The sequence below is a fragment of the Chromobacterium sp. FG89 genome, assembly GCF_057808735.1.
In genome coordinates, this window is the sequence record NZ_JBMDIQ010000026.1 from 1 (window position 1) to 17544 (window position 17544).

The window sequence follows — 17544 nt, forward strand, 5'->3', positions numbered from 1 at the left end:
GCGGGCCAGGTGGATGCACAGGGCCAGGTGGTGAAACAGTCCGGCCAACTGCAGCTGTACACAATTCAGGCAGCGGATGCCGGCACCGTGCTGGAAGTGTCGGTGCAGCCGAAGAACGGCCTGGGCCAGAGTGGCGTGACGCAGACGCTGGCGACTGATGCCAAGGAGGGTGATGGCAATCACACCGAAGGCGGCGAGAACGACAGGCCGATTGATCCGCAGGCCAAGCCGTCGGTGAGGGGTCTAAAGTTTACAGGTAGGTTGGAATTGGGTGAAGTCCTGAGTGGTAGTTATACTTTCGAGGCCAACAAAGGTAGTACGACTGATAAATCGAAAGTACTTTGGGGTGTGAAGGATAGTACAGCTAGCCAAGTTGGAACTAAGGGCCAAGTGGTGGAAATATCTGGCCAATTGCCGAAATACACCATTGTGGGGAGCGCTGCCGGCAAAATATTGGAAGTCTCGGTTCGGCCAGAAAATGGCCGTGGTGGGGTGGGGGTGATTCAGACAGAACTGGCTACAGCTAAGGTTCCCTACCCATTTATACCTGTGACTGGGGTGGGGAATTTTTACTTTATTGGTGATTCGGTGGGCACTCATGAAAAGGAATCTGTTTGCAGGCAACAGGGAATGAAGCTGCCGAGTAAGCAACAGTTGCTAAAACTATATGGCATGTATCCAAATGGTGACGTGGGGGAAAAATATGGTTGGCCTAGGAGGGATTACTGGACCTCACAGCATCGAGAAGGCCAGGCTTCTCAATATTACGAGACAGTCAACTTGATTACTGGAAAGGAAGACTGGTCTGGAGGGAGTGCAGCTTTGACATGTTATAAATAATAGACCAATCTTGATTGGACTGTATTGAACTGCCCCTCCTGGTTTTTGTGGGAGGGGTGTCATAATAAAATGGTGTGTTGTGCTTATTGTTGAATTTAGAAAGGGTTGGTATATTGATTCATGGTCTTGGTTCGTGGTGAAGTGCTATTGTTTTGAATAATATTGAAAAGACGAAATATATTGTGGCAAGATTTTTAATGATAGTGGGTTGGGTTGGTGTGGTTGGTTTGTTTGCCCCGATGGCGGGTGCTACAGCCAAACCACACCTGATATTTCACATGGGTGTTGGCGCCAATGGCCAGTTTGCGGTGCGGGGCACCATACACAACCAGGGAGACCAGCCGGTGGACCATGGCTATGTCGTGGTGTCCGCGCGGGACGATGCTTGTCACCCCTTGGGCAATACCTTGCAGGCGTTTGGCCGAATAGAGCCGGGTGAGAAACTGGGGTTTGACGTGCCGGTGGACGGCAAGCTGGCCGGCTATCGTTTAACCGCGTTCAAGGCGTTTGACGATATGGGGTTTGAGATTCCCACCAGCGACGATACCTTGCGCATTATCCAAGCCAGAGAGAAAGAGGAAAGACAGGCGTGCCGCGCGGCGCGGCGGAAGCGTTAAGAACCGGTTCACGATCTGCGGCGCGTCGGCGATACGGTGTTGAAACCGGATTCGAAATGCTCATGTACCGTATGTACACTCCGCTTTCTCAGCCGCAACGCCTTGTCTCGCCTTGTTTCGCCTTAGCTCGCGAGATCGTGAACAGGCTCTAAGATGTAGAAGTTCCGATTTGATCCTGCGTTGCCCCTCCTCCTTGTCGTACGACTTGTACTGCCTGCGTCGGCGCGCCTTGGCTCAGGTGCGCTGCGCGGTTTTGTTAGCGGCTTTAATTGCGAGTCGAAAGTGTCAGGTGAGTGCAATTAAAAAGCTGTATTAATGTGAAATATCCTTTGCTGCCTTAATTTAGTACCCGTCCTATTAAAATCCGGAAAAATTAAGCGTAGCGTTGCGCCTAGCATTATTCCTGGCCGTGAGGCATGTCAGTTGTGATTTCGGCTTGTCTCGCTCTTGCTGGCCAGGTCATGAATACGCTCTTAGGCAAAGGTATAGAAATCATGCTGAAGTCATTCCAGGTCACAGTCGACGACTCTTTACTCAACGCGTTTTCCCATGAAAACCAGCACATTCAGCTAAGCATCGGCATTGGCCATCATAAAGTCAGCGACATCACCTTAAGCCAGGGCGATATTGAAGGCATTGTTACCCATAGCGCGGCTTTTTCGGTGGAGGGGATCAAGGCGGACAATGGAATGACCACCATTGTCTTGCGGCTTTCTTCTGGTTTGTGCGAGCAGGATGTTCTGAGATCCATGCATGCCCCATGGCGCGCTTACGCCTTGCCGACAGAGGCGCGTAAGTCCCCTCAGCACACCGTGCTATCCGGAGCCTCCGGAGATCATTGGTAGGTTGGCGTCTGCGGGCTCAAGATCAGCCGATGAAATCGGTCTTGAGCAAGCCGGCGCCGGGCAGGCTGTTCACGGCCTGGCTCCAGGGGCGCAGGCGTATCCGCAATGGGCTCTCTCAGAACCTGTTTACGCTCTGCCGCGCGTCGTGAGACGTGACACGATGAGTACCGCTTCGAAGTGCTCATGTACCACGAGTACATTCCGCTTTTTCGTTCATTTTCGCCTTGTCTCGCTCTTGCTCGCGAGACTTTGAACAGGCTCTTTTAGGGCACAACATGAATATCTTGCTATTGTCGGCCTTTCCCGCCGAATCCGCCCTGCTGTCACAACAGCTGTCCGCCGCGTGGGAGCCTGAGCCCATGCTCGGCGCTTTGTCCTGTCGCAGCCTTCAATACAAGCTCCACCAGCTCTATCTGGCCGAAACCGGCGTGGGCACGGAAGACGCCGCCTTGACCACTCAAGCCGTGCTGCTGCAACGGGATATCGATCTGGTCTTGTTGCTGGGGACTTCAGGCGCAGTGGGAGATCATTGGGAGATAGGCGATGTCGTCGCCGGCAGCAAAGTCGTGCAGATGGATCTTTACGGCATCGACAAGATCCTGAAAGGCACGCTGTTTGAATCCTGTCTGTTTAACAGCAATACCCATGCTCCGCTGGAGACGGAATGGGACGTGGACCGCTATTGGCTGGAGAAGCTGACAGCGCTGCCTGGGGTGAAGCCGGGGCTGATCTTCAGCAGCAACCAGTTCCCAGTCCCTTCCTCCCTATTTCCCTTGATGTTGGAGTTGGGAGGCGGCGTGATTGAGATGGAAGCCTCCGGCGTGATGCGCGCCGCCAGCCGGCTGGGCTCCACGCCGGTGCTGGTGCTGCGAGCGGTCAGCAATATCATTGACAGCCGATGGCACGATACGGGTACGCCCGAGCATGGCATTGAGTTGCGCGCGGAGCGGCTGTCCGCCGCCGTGTTGAAGCTGCTGTCCGCCATTTGAAGCTTGCCAAGAGGCTGTTCAAAGTCCCGCTTTGGCTTGCCGGGCTTTGAACGGCTTCTCCGCTTCCCCCGTTTGATCTCCTGCCTGGCCGGGCGGCCGTCTCCGGCTTGACGCTCCGCCCCCGTCTCAGTACTCTTTGCCTCGCGCTGCGCCAAATAACGCCGCGCCGGGCAGGCAAGCCTATTTTTCCCTTATTCGCAGACCCGCAGAGTCCGCCAGGACCCCGCACGTCTGTTGCCACGCATCTGCATCTGGGCAGGGCGTGGCAGGGAGCCTCTCGGGGCTGCCGGCCTTAATAAGGGAACCGGTCTTGCCACCTTGTCACGCTCCTGCTCGTATCCGAGCAGGCTTCCAAAGCTGACTTGGAGACTGCAATGACTCCTTCTGATTTTTCCCCCGCTTTTGCCAAACCACCCCCGGCCACTTGCCAAGAACGCCAGTACTTGCTGTCCCAAACCGCGTTTGCTTGCGCGCAGGCCTTGAATTGCTTCACTGTATTGCGTTCCGCGCTCATGGCGATCCAAGCCAAGCGCAGCGGCAGCGAACCGTCCCATCTGCAATTGTTGGCGCGCCTCTCGCTTGAGGTGCTGGACGATTGCGCCGCCCGCCTGCAAACCCTTTACATCGAAACTGATGAGGCGCTCAAGACCGCGCCGCCCGCGCCGGCCCATTCGGAGGCCGCCGCCGCGCCGTGCTTGAAGCCGGACGCCGCCCGTTAAACAAGGGCGGCCCGCGCCTGCGCGCGGATTTCACATTTTCACGAGGAGTTCACTTTAGCCATCGTATGTAGTCGGGAGATCGTCATGTCGCAACATCATGAGTTTGGGGCGCGCCGCAGCCGGGCGTCGGTGGAGAAACCGCAGGGGAGAGATGCCCGCCGCGTCAACGCCGGGGAGGGCACGGCATGAAAGCGACCGTGATGCAGTTGCATCGGGATTTGCAATTGGGCAGAACCAGCAGCGTGGCGCTGACGGAGCAGGCGCTGACCGTCATCGCCGGCCATAGGGCGGCAGGAGGCGCGGCGTTTACCCATGTGGACGCCCAAGCTGCGCTGGCCGCCGCCCGGCACATCGACGCCGTCGGTCTCTATCCCACGCCGCTGGCGGGTCTTCCCCTGTCGGTCAAAGACCTGTTCGACGTCCAGGGCCAGATCACCACCGCCGGCTCCGTGGTGCGGAAGCAAAATCCGCCGGTGCAGCAGGATGCAACCGTGGTGGCGAAGCTGCGCGCGGCCGGCGCGGTGCTGCTGGGGCGCACCAATATGAGCGAGTTCGCTTGCTCCAGCCTGGGCTTGAATCCGCATTACGGCACCCCGCGCAATCCCGGCGATCCGGAACGCGTGGCGGGCGGGTCCAGTTCCGGCGCGGCCGTCAGCGTGGCCCTGGACATGAGCGTTGCCGCGCTGGGCTCGGACACCGGCGGCTCGGCGCGCATTCCCGCCGCCTTTTGCGGCCTGGTCGGTTTCAAGCCCACGGCGAAGCGGGTGCCGATGCAGGGCTGCCTGCCCTTGTCGCCGTCGCTGGATTCCATCGGAACGCTGGGGCACTCGGTTTCTTGCTGCGCCATCCTGGACGCGGTGCTCAGCAGCGGCTGGACGCCCTCTCATGCGCGCGGTCAGCCCCCCGACGTGAAAAAACGCCGGCTTTACGTGACCGAAGACTATCTTGCAGACCATCTGGACCCCGCCGTGGCCCAGGCTTTTGACGAGGCCCTGGCGCGTTTGTCCCAGGCCGGCGCCCGCATCATACGTTTCGATTTCCCCGAGCTTGGCTGGATTGCGGACATGGACGCCCAGGGCGGGCTGGCGGCGGCCGAGGCCTGGCACGAGCATGGCGAGCGGCTGGAGAGCGAGGACGGCGCTTACTACGACCCGCGCGTGGTCCGACATCTGCGGCAGGGGGCCGGTCAGAGCGCGGTCAGGTATCTGGAGCTGCTGGAGCGTCGCCGCACGCTGCAAGCCGTCGCCGCGCATCGCCTGTCCATGGCCGACGCCTGGCTGATGCCCACGGTGGCGATTCTGCCGCCCAGGCTGGCGGAGCTGGACGACGACGAGGACTACGGCCGTTTGAACCGGCTGGCTCAGCGCAACAGCGCTGTGGCCAATCTGCTGGACGGCTGCGCGCTCAGCCTGCCGCTGACGGCTCAGATCGGTTTGAGCGTGTGCGGGCTGCATGGCCGCGATACCCATACCCTGAAAATCGCCGCCGGCATTGAGCGCGTGTTGGAGTGTTGAACCGGGCCGGTTCAAGGTCTGGCGCGCGAGAGGGAGACAAGGCGAAAACGGCTGAAGAAGCGGAGTGCGCAAGTGGGGCATGAGCGTTCTGAAGCCGGCACTCATCATGCGATGTGGCAGACGTTGAACAGGTTCATTAAGAGCCGCGAATAAAACCTCGCAGAGAACCTGAGCCAAGGCGCGCCGACGCAGGCAGTACAAGTCGTACGGCAAGGAGGCGCAACGCAGGATCAGGGGTTTTGTTAGCGGGTCTAAGGAGAACGGTGATGAAAGGCCAATTACCCATGATGGAGCAACTGAAGCTGTTGAACCAGGATTTGCTCGACGCCCAGCCGGATCAGCACGCGCTGTTTCATCTTGGCCGGCAGATGGCTTTGCAGTGCGCGGAGATGGACGCCTGCCTGTTGCAGGGCTTGATGGAGATCCGTTCAGCCCATGTCGGTTTGCAAGCCATCCTGACCGTGCTGCAACGTCGCGACGAACCCTTGCTGTTCAGCAGCGAGGAGGCGGCGGCCTTGCTGGAGCCGGTGCAGCAGCGGCTGAGCCAGGGCTTGAACGTTCTTAACCGCCTGGTTTGAGCCCCGCCGCGGCGATGCGCGCGCAACAGCGCGTCGGGGCCGGCTTTTCGTACTGGTCAGATATTTTTTGACGGCGCGCTTGCGCATACTTGCCTCATCTTGTGCGGCGCCCTGCCGCATAGGGTCTCACGCCGATCCCCCGGTGTTGAGCTGCCTAGTGTCTATTGCAAACCCATTATGTTTGCCTCCCTCTCCCTGCGTGGAGAGGGATATTTTTTTAACCGGAATCCCGCTCCGGCCTGTCGGCACGAGCTGATCGCGCCGTTTGCGAGCCATCTGCTAGGAGAAAGCATGAACTTCAATATGAATGTCGCCCAGTTCCAGCACAAATTGGCCGAAATGGAGGAGGAAAACCTCATGTTGCGTTTGCAGCTGGATGTTTACCGCGATGAGTTGTTCAAAAAGTACGAATCGTTTCTCGATGAGAAGTTGACGTCGGAAATGGACAAAAAACTGAGCCTGGACGTACGCAAGGCGGAGGCGGACATGCGCCAGAAAATGCAGGAAGAAATCAAGCTGTTGAGGGAGGAGTTGCAGCGCCTGCGCTCGCTGGGCAAGACCGAGCCCAAGCTGAACAAGGTGGAAAAGACGGCCGAGGTGCCGACTTTGCTGGCCACGGCCTGAATCTGACTGGGGCGGCCGGCCGGCGGCGGATTCCATATGAGCGGAGTTTTCATGAGAGCATTTTTGCTGTTGTGCTGGTTTTTATTGGCCTTGGGCGCGGCGCAAGCGCAGCCGACGGTGGGCAAGGATTACCTGGTGCTGCCCAAGCCGCATCCGGTGTCCAGCGGCGACAAGATCGAGGTGGCGGAGTTTTTCTCCTATCCCTGTCACTATTGTTACGCTCAGGACGCCGCGATCACGGCCTGGTTGAAGGCTCAGCCCAAGGATGTGAACGTGGTGCGCAAGCATGTGGTGTGGGGCCGGCCGATGGAAGGCTTCGCCCGGGTGTTCGCCACCCTGAACGCCGCGGGTTTGGCCGATCGTTTGCATGTGGCCGCCTTCCGCGCGGTGCAGCACGACAAGATCAATCTGGGCAAGGAGGCTGAGTTTGAGAAATGGCTGCGCCGCCAGCCGGGCGTGGACGCCGCCAAGACCATGGCGGTATACCATTCCTTCGCGGTCAAAGCCCAGGTGGAAGCCGCCGCCAAGTTCACCAAGGATTACCGGATTAGCAGCACGCCCATGCTGGTGGTGGACGGCAAATACGTGCTCGCCGCGGCCCAGCCGGTGCAGACGCGGAAAGTGCTGGACGCGCTGCTGGCCAAGGTGAGGGCGCAAAGAAACGGCCAGGTCTGAATGTTTCGACAAGCGGTTCAATGCCGCATCGCCATGCGCGGCGGGCATTGAGCCGCTTCTTGAGAGCACGCAGCCGCCTTATCGGGCGGCCGCATCGTTTTTGCCCGCAGGTCCAAACGGGGTATGATGGCGGACCGTATCGTTTATAGCGTTTGCACACTCCGCCGCCCATGTCCCAGCATACTTTCTCCCCGGATGGGAACGCCCATCTCAGCCCCAAGGCCTGGTATCAGGCCGCCAGCGAAAAACCCGGCTTCATCCACGACGCGGCCCAGGCGGCGGCGATCGAGGAGCTGGACCTGCTGTGGCATCAGCTGGTGGAGTTCAAGAACAAGCGCAACCGCTTCCTCGGGCGCAGCCTGCGCAGCCCGGACGTGCCCAAAGGCCTGTATTTCTGGGGCGGGGTGGGGCGAGGCAAGAGCTTTCTGATGGACGCCTTCTACGCCTGCGTGCCTTACCGCCGCAAGCGCCGCATTCATTTCCACAATTTCATGGCCGAGGTGCACCGCGAGTTGCGCGCGCTGGCCGGCAGCAAGGACCCCTTGCTGGCCTATGCCGACAAGATCGCCCGCGACACCCGTCTGCTGTGCTTCGATGAATTCCACGTCAGCGACATCGCCGACGCGATGATGTTGGGCCGGTTGCTGTCGGCCTTGTTCGAGCGCGGCGTGGTGCTGGTCACCACCTCCAACTACGCGCCGGACAGCCTCTATCCCAACGGCCTGCAAAGGCAGAACTTCCTGCCCACCATTGAACTGATCAAGCGCGAGCTGAAAGTGCTGAACGTGGATGGCGGCAACGATTACCGGCTGCGCGAGCTGACGCGCGAACCGCTGTTCATGGTGCCGGCGGACGCGGCCAGCGAGGAGAAGATGGAGCAGCTGTTCCAGCGCCTGAGCCACGGCGTGGAGCAGAAAAAACGCGCCATCGAGGTGCTGGGCCGCGAGATTCCGGTCAAGCGCCTGGCCGCCGGGGCGATCTGGTTCGATTTCCTGGCCTTGTGCGACGGCCCGCGCGCGCAGACCGATTACCTGGAAATCGCCACCGAATACCATACCGTCTTCGTCAGCGGCATCCCCAAGATCACCGCGCGCGAGGCGTCCATCGCCCGCCGCTTCACCTGGCTGGTGGACGTGTTCTACGACAACCGCGTCAAGCTGGTGGCCTCCGCCGCCGCCGAGCCGGAACAGCTGTACACCGAGGGGCTGCAGGCCGGCGAATTCTTCCGCACCGCCAGCCGGCTGACCGAGATGCAATCGCGCAGCTATCTGGAGCTGCCGCACCAGTCCGTCGGCCAGACCCACGACCAGCCGCCGGTCGGCGTGGTGCTGTAAACGGCCGCGGACATGGACGCCGCCGGCCTGCTGCAAGCAGTGCGCGCCTGCCGGCTGTGCGCGGACAGCCTGCCGCACGGCCCGCGCCCGGTGCTGCAATGGCATCCGGACGCGCGCATCCTGATCGCCGGCCAGGCGCCGGGGCGGCGCGTGCACGCGTCCGGCCTGCCGTTCGACGACCCCAGCGGCGAGCGGCTGCGCGATTGGCTGGGCGTGGACAAGACGGTGTTTTACGATGAAACCCGCATCGCCATCCTGCCGATGGCCTTCTGTTATCCCGGCACCGGCCCATCCGGCGATCTGCCGCCGCCGCCGCAATGCGCGGCCGCCTGGCGCCGGCCCTTGCTGGCCGGCCTGCCGCATCTGCGATTGACTATTTTGCTGGGGCAGTACGCGCAGCGCTATCACCTGCCGGGCCGCTATCCGCGGCTGACCGAGGCGGTGGAGCGTTGGCGCGAACATTGGCCGGCCTTGCTGCCGCTGCCGCACCCCAGCCCGCGCAATCAGCTGTGGTTCCGCCGTCATCCCTGGTTCGAGGCCGAGCTGCTGCCGGCTTTGCGGCAGCGGGTGGCCGAGGTGCTGGAGCGCGGCTGAGAAGCTGTTTACGATCTGCCGCGCGTCGGCGGGATGAATAGAAAGGGGCGTTGAAACCAAGCTCAAAATGCGCATGTACCACCTGTACATTCCGCTTTTTCGCTCGTTTTCGCCTTGTCTCGCTCTTGCTCGCGAGATCGTAAACACGTTCTAAGCACTATTCACCATCGATGTTTCTCCAAGGAGGCCGCAATGTGGCGACGCTGGATCTGGAACGGCAAGCAATGGTTGTTTGACTGGGGCGTGCGCCAGCAGCGGCGCTGGGCCGGCTTGAGGCCGCGGCGGCTGCGTCTGGAGCAGGGCGAGTTGAGCTGGCTGGAGCGTCCGGCGCCGGCCGGCGCGCCTACGGTGCTGATGCTGCACGGCTTCGGCGCGGAGAAAGACCATTGGACGATGCTGGCGCGCTGCCTGCCCAAGACCTTCCGTTTGATCCTGCCGGACTTGCCCGGCCACGGCGACAGCATGTCCGGCCTGGACATCAGCTACCGGGTGGAGGCGCAGGCGGACCGGCTGCGCGTTTTCCTGGAGGCCTGGGGCGTGGAGAGCGTCCATCTGATCGGCAATTCCATGGGCGGCGCCATCGCCGCCAACTTCGCCGCGCGCTATCCGCAGTCGGTGGTCAGCCTGACCCTGCTCAACGCCGCCGGCGCCGGCGTCAGCGCCAGTGAAATGGCCGAGTCGTGGCAGCGCAGCGGGGACAACCCGATGCTGGACATGACGAGCGCGGACGGGGTGAGGGCGATGCTGGACTGGGCGATGTACCGGCCGCCGCCGGTGCCCGGCTTCGCCATCGAGGTGACGGCGGCGCGCAAGGCGGAACGCGCCGAGGTGGAGCGCAGGATTTTCGACGATCTGTTCGACAGCGTGGATCAGCGGCCGGTGCTGGCGAGCATCCAGGCGCCGACCTTGATCGTCTGGGGCCGTGAGGACCGCATCCTGCACGTGGAGGACGCGGACTGCTTCGCCGCCGCCATCGCCGGCAGCGAAAAGCAGGTGCTGGAGCAGGTGGGCCATCTGCCGATGATGGAACAGCCGCGCCGGGTGGCGGAGCTCTGGCTGGATTTTGCGCGGCGGCGGGCTGGGTAATGGCGGGGCGGACCTCGGAGCCGTCCCCCGAGGCGGCTTTTAGATTGATTTGAGAATGTTTTCCTCTTCAGAATCACTCCATTAATCTGGATTTGCCAATCGATTTGCATTCTATTTTGGCTAAATAATTCATTTTAATTTTTGAGAGATTATGAAGTTTCAACACTTGGCGATCAGTGCCGCGCTGATTTTGGGCAGCGCCCATGCCATGGCTGCGGATGCCTATACGTTTGAGTTGGTCAATAACGGCTCCTGTCCAATTCAATACACGCTAAGCGGAGAGGGGCCGCAAACGCCGGTGGAGCCAGGCAATAAAATCCTCAAAACGATAAGCAATGACAGTGTGGCGATTTATCCGGGTTTCAACCTCTCCACCGGCAGGTGTCACACCGATCAAACTCTGGAATTGGACATGGTTGGCGAAGGTGCGGCTCAATTGCTGAGTTCCAACTGGGAGGGGACCAGCAGGCCATTGCTGATCAAGGGTAATCTTGGGGTGATGACTTTTCTGTTTGACAAAGAAGTCAAGCAGGGCAGCAGTAGCGCTATTGGTGTGATCAATCGCAGCTTTAATCAGAAGAATGGCAATACCCGCCATGTGAAAATCGAGGTGGCGGCGCCGGCACGCTGATGTCTTTGCCAATGGCGCGGCTTGCCTGTCGCGTTGAGCCTTGCGCAAGCAAGGCTTTTTTGCATTGCGGCCATAAAACAAAAGCCACTCGGCACGTGGTGTCGGGCGGCTTTGGGCTCTGCGAAACAAGAGGATGCTTAAGTGCATTTAGCGGGTTTCGCGTGGTTTCGTATTAGCTTGCCAGGGCGGTTCCGAGTGCGCTTGATGCTCAAAGAGTAGGGCTGGTTTGCGCCTGCACTACCACGGTCTGATCTCCGCGCAGCAAGGCCAGGCCGCAGGCGATCACCACCACCTGGGTGCCGATCAGGCTGGCGAAGCCCATGGCGAAGCCGCCGCCGCTGTCTCCGCTCAGGCTGATCAGCCAGCCCATCAACACCGGCATGAGGCCGGCCGTCAGTCCGCCTACGCCATTGGTGATGCCGAAGGCGCAGGCCACGTGCTCGGCCCGCGAGTAGTACTGGACGGTGCTGGGAATGGCCGGGCTTTGCAGTCCCCAGCACAGCCCGGCGGCGGTCAGGCAATAGGCGGCGGTGTAGCGGTCCGCGCTGTTGATGGCCAGCAGTACCGCCAGCGCCACGCCCATACTGGCGAAGACGAAGATCAAAGGCACGCGGCGGCGCGGGGTCAGGTCCAGCAGCAGGCCGCCCAGCAGCACGCCCAGCACCACCGCGTATTGCGGCAGCGAGGCCAGCCAGCCCATTTCACGCAGGGAGAAGCCCCGGGCCTGCTGCAAATAGGCCGGCAGCCAGTTGCTGCTGCCCCATAGATAGGCGAGAAAAGCGGCGGTGAGCAGGGTCATGGTCAGGATGTGGCGGGTGTGGAAGGCCCCCCGGAACAGATCGGCCACGGTGGCGAGCGCGGCGCGCGGGGACTCCGGCCGCGGCAAGGCGGCGTAAGAGAGGGGCATGCGCACGAAAGCCAGCACCAGCGGCACGCCCAGCAGCACATTGAGCAGACCCAGCAGGTGGAAGGACGATTCCCAATCCAGCAGCGCCACGGTGTAGCCGATCAGCGGATAGCCGACGGCCAGCCCGAGGCCGGTGCCCATATTGAACAGGGCGTTGGGCTTGCCGCTTTCCCCGCTGTCGAAGTGGGCCTTGATATAGGAGGAGCCCAGCGCGAACAGCGGCCCTTCGGCGAAGCCGAGCAGCGCGCGCGACGTCAGCAACATGCCGTAGCTGTTGAACCAGGGTGAAACAAAGGTGATCAGCCCCCAAAGGCACAGCCCGTAGATCAGGCTGCGGCGCACGCCGAACAAAGCGGCGCAAAATGGGGTGAACAGGATGGCGGACAGGCCGTAACCGGCCATGAAGGCGGTGGCCAGCAGCCCTTGCGCGCCGCGATCGTGCACGGTGATGCCCAGGTGGCGCAGAAAGTCGTTCTGGGTGATCAGCACCGCGATATTGATCCGGTCGACGTAGGAAATGGCGACCACCAGGAACAGCGTGGCCACGCCCAGCCAGCGTTGATTGCGTGTGTTCATTGCTCTTTCTCCTATTGCGTGGGGCGGTCTTGTCGCCGCTCGAGGCGCGCCGGCAGCGGGCGCAAAGGCTCCCCGCCGGCCCGCTTGGGGCCGGTTGTGGTGAAGGGGGAGACCGTCGCGCCCATCGCGGGCGCGCGTTTAGAGATCCAGGACCAGCTGCCGGCTCTTGCAGCCGGAGACGCAGATCATCATGGTGTTGCCGGCCTGGCGTTCGGCCGGGCTCAGCACCGAGTCGCGGTGCTCCGGCTCGCCGTCCAGCACCCGGGTTTCGCAAGCGCCGCAAATGCCTTCCCGGCAGCTGCAGTCCACCTTGACGCCGTGGGCCAGCAAGGCGTCGAGCAGGGATTGGCCGGCGGCCACATTGAGCTTGCGCCCGCTTTGGGCCAGCACCACTTCGTAGGGCGCGCGCTCGGCGGCGTCGGCCTGCGCGGCGGGCTTGGCGGCGAAGCGTTCGATGTGGACATGGGGCAGGGCCAGGTCCGCGCATATTTGCTCAAAGCTGTCCAGCATGGGGCCGGGGCCGCAGCAATAGAAATGGCTGTCGGCGGGGAAGCGCTCCAGAAAGCCGGCGAGCTTGGGCGGGCAGCCGGCTTCGGCGTCGATATGCCAGTCTATCGGCTGGCCGCCGCGGGCGATGTCGTCGGCCAGGGCCGCCTGTTCGCGGGTGCGGGCGCAGTAGAGCAGGCTGACCGGCCGGCCCAGTTCGCGCATCCGCGCGTACATGCTGTAGATGGGGGTGATGCCGATGCCGCCGGCGATCAGCACGGTTTGGCCGGCGCTTTCTTCCAGCCGGAAATGATTGCGGGGCGCGGAAGCCGGCAGTTCCGCGCCGACGCGCAGCTGCTGATGGATGTAGAGAGAGCCGCCGCGGCTGGCGCGGTCCAGCTGGACGGCCACCACGTAGGCGCGCGGCGCGCAGCGCGGCGTGACCAGCGAGTAGCTGCGCGCCATGCCGTTGGGCAGGTGCAGATCGATGTGGGCGCCGGCCTCGGCTTGCGGCAGCGGGCCGCCGTCCGGCCGGGCCAGCTCCAGGCTGAGCACGCCGTCGGCTTCGCGACGCATCGCCTCCAGGCGCAGGGTGAGCAGGGTTTGAGTCATGGCGGGATCTCGTTGCGGGCGCGGAGCGGCATGGCCGCTCCGACGCGGGGTTCAGCCTTGAGCGGCGGCCATTTGTTCGGCGGCGAGGCGGCGCAGATAGCGGCGCTGACGCACGATGCCCATATCGTGCTGGTACAGGAACTCCCGGTCCCAGGCGTCCAGCTCCATGTTTTCCAAGGCTACACGGTCTTGTTCCAGCACCTGCCAGTGGCGCGCCTCCAGCCGGTTTTTATACAGAAAGCGCCAGGTGTCGCGCTGCCAGCCGCTGACCTTGCGGCAGCGCCAGAACACCACGGCGCACAGTTCGCGGCTGATCGGGGTGTACATGCCGATGATGGTGAAGTTGCCGCCGGGGCCGCCGGTCTTGGGATAGGGGATTTCCAGCCGGTGCCACATCGCCGTGCCGTCGTCTATGAGTTCGGTCCAGTCGAAGTTGACGTTCTTTTGGCCGGTTTTTTCAAAGACGAAGCCTTGCTCCAGGTCCCGGATGGCGAATTCGGCCTGGCTGGCGCCCTCGGACATGGTGTGGGATTGCTTGTGCAGGAAGGCGCCGTGCATCGGGTCCATCACATTGTCGGCCACGTAGCGGTAGTCGTTGCCCCATTCCACATAGCAGGGAAAGTGGCTCCATTCGTCGGAGTTCAGATACTCCGGCAGCCGCAGCGGAGGCGGCGCGGCCACCTCTTGGCTGGCGTTGTAGATGAAGATCATGCCGGCCTGCTCCTCCACGTGAAAAGCGCGAGCGGCCTTGGCGCCTTCCAGCTTGCAGCCGGGGCTGCCCGGCACCCGGGTGACGGTGCCGCGGCAGTCCACCTCCACGCCGTGATAGGCGCAGCCCAGGCGGTCTCCCAGCACAAAGCCCATGGACAGCGGCGCGCCGCGGTGCGGGCAGTGGTCTTCCAGGCAGTGGACCTTGCCGTTGGCCGGCTCGCGCCACAGCGCCAGCTTGTATCCGAGGCGGCGCAGGCTGACGGCGCGGTCGCCGACGAAGCGGGACGGACAGACCATGTGCCAGCGGTCTTTGAGGCCCTTGGCCAGATAGGCGTCGATTTGTTCCATGCTGAAATCGCTCATGATGTTCTCCTCGATGGGTTTATTGAGCCAGGCGCGCCATTTCGGCGCGGAACAGCGCTTCGTTCCAGCTGCCGCCGTTGGGCGCGGATGGGCCGTGCTGGTTCAGGTGGGCAAGCAAGGCGTTCAGATCGTGGATTTCCTGCGCGTAAGCGCGCTCCAGGGCGTCGCCCAGCAGATCTTCGTAAGGCGTGGGGGCGGTTTGCTGCGCCTGGCGGGGCTCCAGGTAGCGGGACGGGATGACTCGGCTCATGGGGTTCTCCTTGGGACGGGGGGCGGTTTAGCGGTCGGTTTCGCCGGTTTTGTCGGTGAGAAAGCCCCGGCGCGGCGTCTCTGCGTGTTTGGGGCGGCGGGTGTGGCCGTCCAGGCCGCCGGTCACCGCCCATTCCGCGAAGCGTTCCGGCCCGGGCTCGAAGTCGCGCGGCTGCCAGGCTTCGGTCAGTTCGTCTTCGTCGCTGTAGTACTCGACCAGGCCACCGGCCGGGTTCTCGAAGTACCAGAAGTAGGCCGAGGAGATGGGGTGGCGGCCCGGGCCCAGTTCGGTTTTCCAGCCGAGCCGGTCCATGGCCAGGCCGCCGCCTATCACTTCGTGTATGTCGCGCACGGCGAAGGCCACGTGGTTGAGGCCTTTCTTGCCGCTGGGCAATTGCAGCAGGAATAGGTCATGGTGGCCGCCGCGCGGCGCGCAGCGCAGGAAGCTGCCGCGTTGCGGGTATTGGTCGGACAGGGCGAAGCCCAGCCGGTCGCAGTAAAAGCGCACCATGGCTTCGCGCTGGTCGACGAAGAGCACCACATGACCCACTTCTATCGGTTGGGCGCGTTCGTAAACCGGGGCGCGCTGATCCACGCGCGGCCGTTCGCTCCAGCTGTTGAAGCGGGCGCAGTCCAGTTGCAGCGGGCGCTTGCGGCTGACTTGCAGCGCGATGCTCAGGCCGCAAGGGTCCTGGCAGCGCAGCCGTTCCGCTTCGCGCCGGAAGCCGGGCAGATTGCGCAACTGCGCGGCGTATTGATCCAGATCGCCGGCGCTTTCCACGCCCCAGACCACTTCCACCAAGGTGGGCCCTTCCTCCAGGCCGGCGGGCAGTCCGGGCAGGTCCGGGTGGGAGACGCGCACCACGCAGTCGTTGAGGCTGCGGAACTCCAGTTGCTGATCGCTTTCCCGCTCCAGGCGCAGCCCCCAATCCAGGAAAAAGCGTTTGCAGGCGGCCAGATCGGCCGCGCGATAATTCACTTCGTCTATGCCAAGCACCGCCATGGCGGATCCTCCTCTTGTTGTGAAGCCGGTGGAATGCGGTTTGGAGCCGCTGGCAAAACCGCGTAGAGAGCCTGAGCCCAGCTAGGGGTTTTGTGAGCGGACTCTTAGTTGGTCCAGGGCAGCGGTTCCGGATTCAGCCCCCAGTACACGCCTTTCTGCTCCATGTATTGCAAGATGCCGTGCCGGCCTTTTTCGCGGCCCAGCCCGCTGTCGCGCCAGCCGCCGAAAGGGGTGGCCGCCGAGAACTGCTTGTAGGTGTTGATCCATACGGTGCCGGCCTGCAGCGCGCGCGCCAGGCGCCAGGCGCGCTGCGCGTCGCGGGTCCAGACGCCGGCCGCCAGCGCGTAGACGCTGTCGTTGGCCTGGGCGATCAGATCGGCCTCGTCGTCGAAGGGCAGCGCCGCCAGCACCGGGCCGAAGACTTCGTCCCGGCATAGCCGCGCCTGGTTGTCCAGGCCGTCGACAATGGTGGGCGGGTAGTAATGGCCGCGATCAAACAGGGCGCCGCGCGGACGCTCGCCGCCGCAGAGCAGGCGGCCGCCGTCTTCCAGCGCGCGCGCCACATGGGCTTCCACCTGTTCGCGGTGGGCGGCGCTGATCAGCGGTCCCATCTGGGTGAGGGGGTCGGCCGGGTCGCCCAGGCGCAAGCGCCGGGCGCCGGCCGACAGCCGGGCGATGAAGTCGGCGTACAGCGGGCGGGCGATGAAGAGCCGGGAGCCGGCGACGCAGGATTCGCCGGAGGAGCTGAAGATGCCGTAGAGCACGCCGGCCACGGCGTGGTCGAGGTCGGCGTCGGCAAACACGATGGTCGGAGACTTGCCGCCCAGTTCCAGCGAGACCGGCATCAGTTTTTGCGCCGCCAGCGCGGCGATGTGGCGGCCGGTGGCGGTGCCGCCGGTAAAGGCCACGCGCCGCACCAGCGGGTGACGCACGATGGCGTCGCCGATCAGCGAGCCCTTGCCGGGCAGCACGCTGAGCAGGCCCTTGGGCAGGCCGGCCTGTTCGCAGATCCTGGCCAGCTCCAGCGCCAGCAGCGGCGTGGCCTCGGCCGGTTTCAGCACCACGGCGTTGCCGGCGGCCAGGGCCGGAGCCAGTTTTTGCGCCTCGCTGGCGATGGGGGAGTTCCAGGGGGTGATGGCGGCCACCACGCCCATGGGCTCGTGCAGGCTCAGGCTCAGATAATCGCCGCGCGAGGGGGTGACGCTGTCTTCCAGCGTTTCGCAGGCGGCGGCGAAGAATTGAAAGGTGTCGGCGGCGCTGGCCACCAAGGCGCGGGTTTCCCGGATCGGTTTGCCGTTGTCCAGCCTTTGCAACTGGGCCAGTTCTTCGGCGCGCGCGCGGATGCCTTCGGCCACGCGGTAGAGCACCCGCGCGCGTTGGTGCGGCTTCCACTGCGGCCAGCCGCTGGCGTCGAAGGCGCGTTGCGCGCCCTGGACGGCGTCTTCCACATCGTCCAGGCTGGCGGCGTGCAGACAGGCCACGGCTTCGTCGGTGGCGGGGTAGCGGCTGTGATAGAGATCGCCGCGGCCTGGCCGCCACGCGCCGGCAATGCAAATGGGCAGGGGGGAGGAGAGTGTGCTCATGATGGCTC

At 63.1% G+C, this 17544-nt stretch carries 19 protein-coding genes; 13 read left to right on the forward strand and 6 right to left on the reverse strand.

The annotated features are described in order from the left end of the window. The 13 genes from ACODRW_RS20375 to ACODRW_RS20435 form a co-directional block, all read left to right on the forward strand. A partial coding sequence (locus tag ACODRW_RS20375; RefSeq protein WP_488906562.1) for an adhesion domain-containing protein occupies positions 1 to 840 on the forward strand: 840 nt, incomplete at its 5' end. A 152-nt stretch (positions 841 to 992) separates the two neighbouring features. Further along, complete coding sequence (locus ACODRW_RS20380; protein ID WP_488906563.1) at positions 993 to 1457, forward strand: FxLYD domain-containing protein; 465 nt, start codon at positions 993 to 995, stop codon at positions 1455 to 1457. Positions 1458 to 1951: 494 nt separating this feature from the next. Continuing rightward, positions 1952 to 2302, forward strand: a complete 351-nt coding sequence (locus ACODRW_RS20385) for a hypothetical protein (protein WP_488906564.1) — start codon at positions 1952 to 1954, stop codon at positions 2300 to 2302. A gap of 275 nt (positions 2303 to 2577) precedes the next feature. After that, complete coding sequence (locus ACODRW_RS20390; RefSeq protein ID WP_081575683.1) at positions 2578 to 3291, forward strand: 5'-methylthioadenosine/S-adenosylhomocysteine nucleosidase family protein; 714 nt, start codon at positions 2578 to 2580, stop codon at positions 3289 to 3291. 374 nt (positions 3292 to 3665) lie between these two features. After that, complete coding sequence (locus ACODRW_RS20395; protein WP_488906565.1) at positions 3666 to 4010, forward strand: hypothetical protein; 345 nt, start codon at positions 3666 to 3668, stop codon at positions 4008 to 4010. A gap of 185 nt (positions 4011 to 4195) precedes the next feature. Beyond that, positions 4196 to 5524: an amidase gene (locus tag ACODRW_RS20400; RefSeq protein WP_488906566.1), complete on the forward strand. Its 1329-nt coding sequence runs from the start codon at positions 4196 to 4198 to the stop codon at positions 5522 to 5524. Positions 5525 to 5790: 266 nt separating this feature from the next. Continuing rightward, complete coding sequence (locus tag ACODRW_RS20405) at positions 5791 to 6102, forward strand: DUF1484 family protein (RefSeq protein WP_146176616.1); 312 nt, start codon at positions 5791 to 5793, stop codon at positions 6100 to 6102. Between the two features lie 291 nt (positions 6103 to 6393). Continuing rightward, positions 6394 to 6726, forward strand: a complete 333-nt coding sequence (locus tag ACODRW_RS20410; RefSeq protein ID WP_107799146.1) for a hypothetical protein — start codon at positions 6394 to 6396, stop codon at positions 6724 to 6726. A gap of 51 nt (positions 6727 to 6777) precedes the next feature. Beyond that, positions 6778 to 7401: a thiol:disulfide interchange protein DsbA/DsbL gene (locus ACODRW_RS20415; RefSeq protein WP_158274268.1), complete on the forward strand. Its 624-nt coding sequence runs from the start codon at positions 6778 to 6780 to the stop codon at positions 7399 to 7401. A 170-nt stretch (positions 7402 to 7571) separates the two neighbouring features. After that, a complete protein-coding gene (gene zapE, locus ACODRW_RS20420; protein WP_488906567.1) occupies positions 7572 to 8735 on the forward strand; it encodes a cell division protein ZapE in 1164 nt (387 codons plus the stop codon). A 12-nt stretch (positions 8736 to 8747) separates the two neighbouring features. Next, positions 8748 to 9329, forward strand: a complete 582-nt coding sequence (locus ACODRW_RS20425; RefSeq protein ID WP_486636909.1) for a uracil-DNA glycosylase family protein — start codon at positions 8748 to 8750, stop codon at positions 9327 to 9329. 192 nt (positions 9330 to 9521) lie between these two features. Beyond that, positions 9522 to 10415: an alpha/beta fold hydrolase gene (locus ACODRW_RS20430; protein WP_488906568.1), complete on the forward strand. Its 894-nt coding sequence runs from the start codon at positions 9522 to 9524 to the stop codon at positions 10413 to 10415. A gap of 151 nt (positions 10416 to 10566) precedes the next feature. Next, on the forward strand, positions 10567 to 11046 hold the full coding sequence (locus ACODRW_RS20435; RefSeq protein ID WP_488906569.1) for a hypothetical protein: 480 nt from the start codon (positions 10567 to 10569) through the stop codon (positions 11044 to 11046). A gap of 208 nt (positions 11047 to 11254) precedes the next feature. Here ACODRW_RS20435 and ACODRW_RS20440 read toward each other — a convergent pair whose 3' ends face one another. The 6 genes from ACODRW_RS20440 to ACODRW_RS20465 all read right to left on the reverse strand — a co-directional run bounded on the left by ACODRW_RS20440 (position 11255) and on the right by ACODRW_RS20465 (position 17536). Next, on the reverse strand, positions 11255 to 12529 hold the full coding sequence (locus ACODRW_RS20440) for an MFS transporter (protein WP_488906570.1): 1275 nt from the start codon (positions 12527 to 12529) through the stop codon (positions 11255 to 11257). A 138-nt stretch (positions 12530 to 12667) separates the two neighbouring features. Further along, on the reverse strand, positions 12668 to 13627 hold the full coding sequence (locus tag ACODRW_RS20445) for a PDR/VanB family oxidoreductase (protein WP_488877747.1): 960 nt from the start codon (positions 13625 to 13627) through the stop codon (positions 12668 to 12670). 51 nt (positions 13628 to 13678) lie between these two features. Then, positions 13679 to 14701, reverse strand: a complete 1023-nt coding sequence (locus ACODRW_RS20450; protein WP_227103900.1) for an aromatic ring-hydroxylating oxygenase subunit alpha — start codon at positions 14699 to 14701, stop codon at positions 13679 to 13681. A 19-nt stretch (positions 14702 to 14720) separates the two neighbouring features. Beyond that, complete coding sequence (locus ACODRW_RS20455) at positions 14721 to 14951, reverse strand: recombinase-like helix-turn-helix domain-containing protein (protein ID WP_107799138.1); 231 nt, start codon at positions 14949 to 14951, stop codon at positions 14721 to 14723. A 27-nt stretch (positions 14952 to 14978) separates the two neighbouring features. Beyond that, a complete protein-coding gene (locus tag ACODRW_RS20460) occupies positions 14979 to 15953 on the reverse strand; it encodes a VOC family protein (protein ID WP_227103898.1) in 975 nt (324 codons plus the stop codon). Positions 15954 to 16057: 104 nt separating this feature from the next. Then, positions 16058 to 17536 carry an aldehyde dehydrogenase gene (locus ACODRW_RS20465; protein WP_488906571.1) on the reverse strand — a complete coding sequence of 493 codons (1479 nt, stop codon included), beginning with the start codon at positions 17534 to 17536 and terminating at the stop codon, positions 16058 to 16060. Between the last annotated feature and the right edge of the window lie 8 nt (positions 17537 to 17544).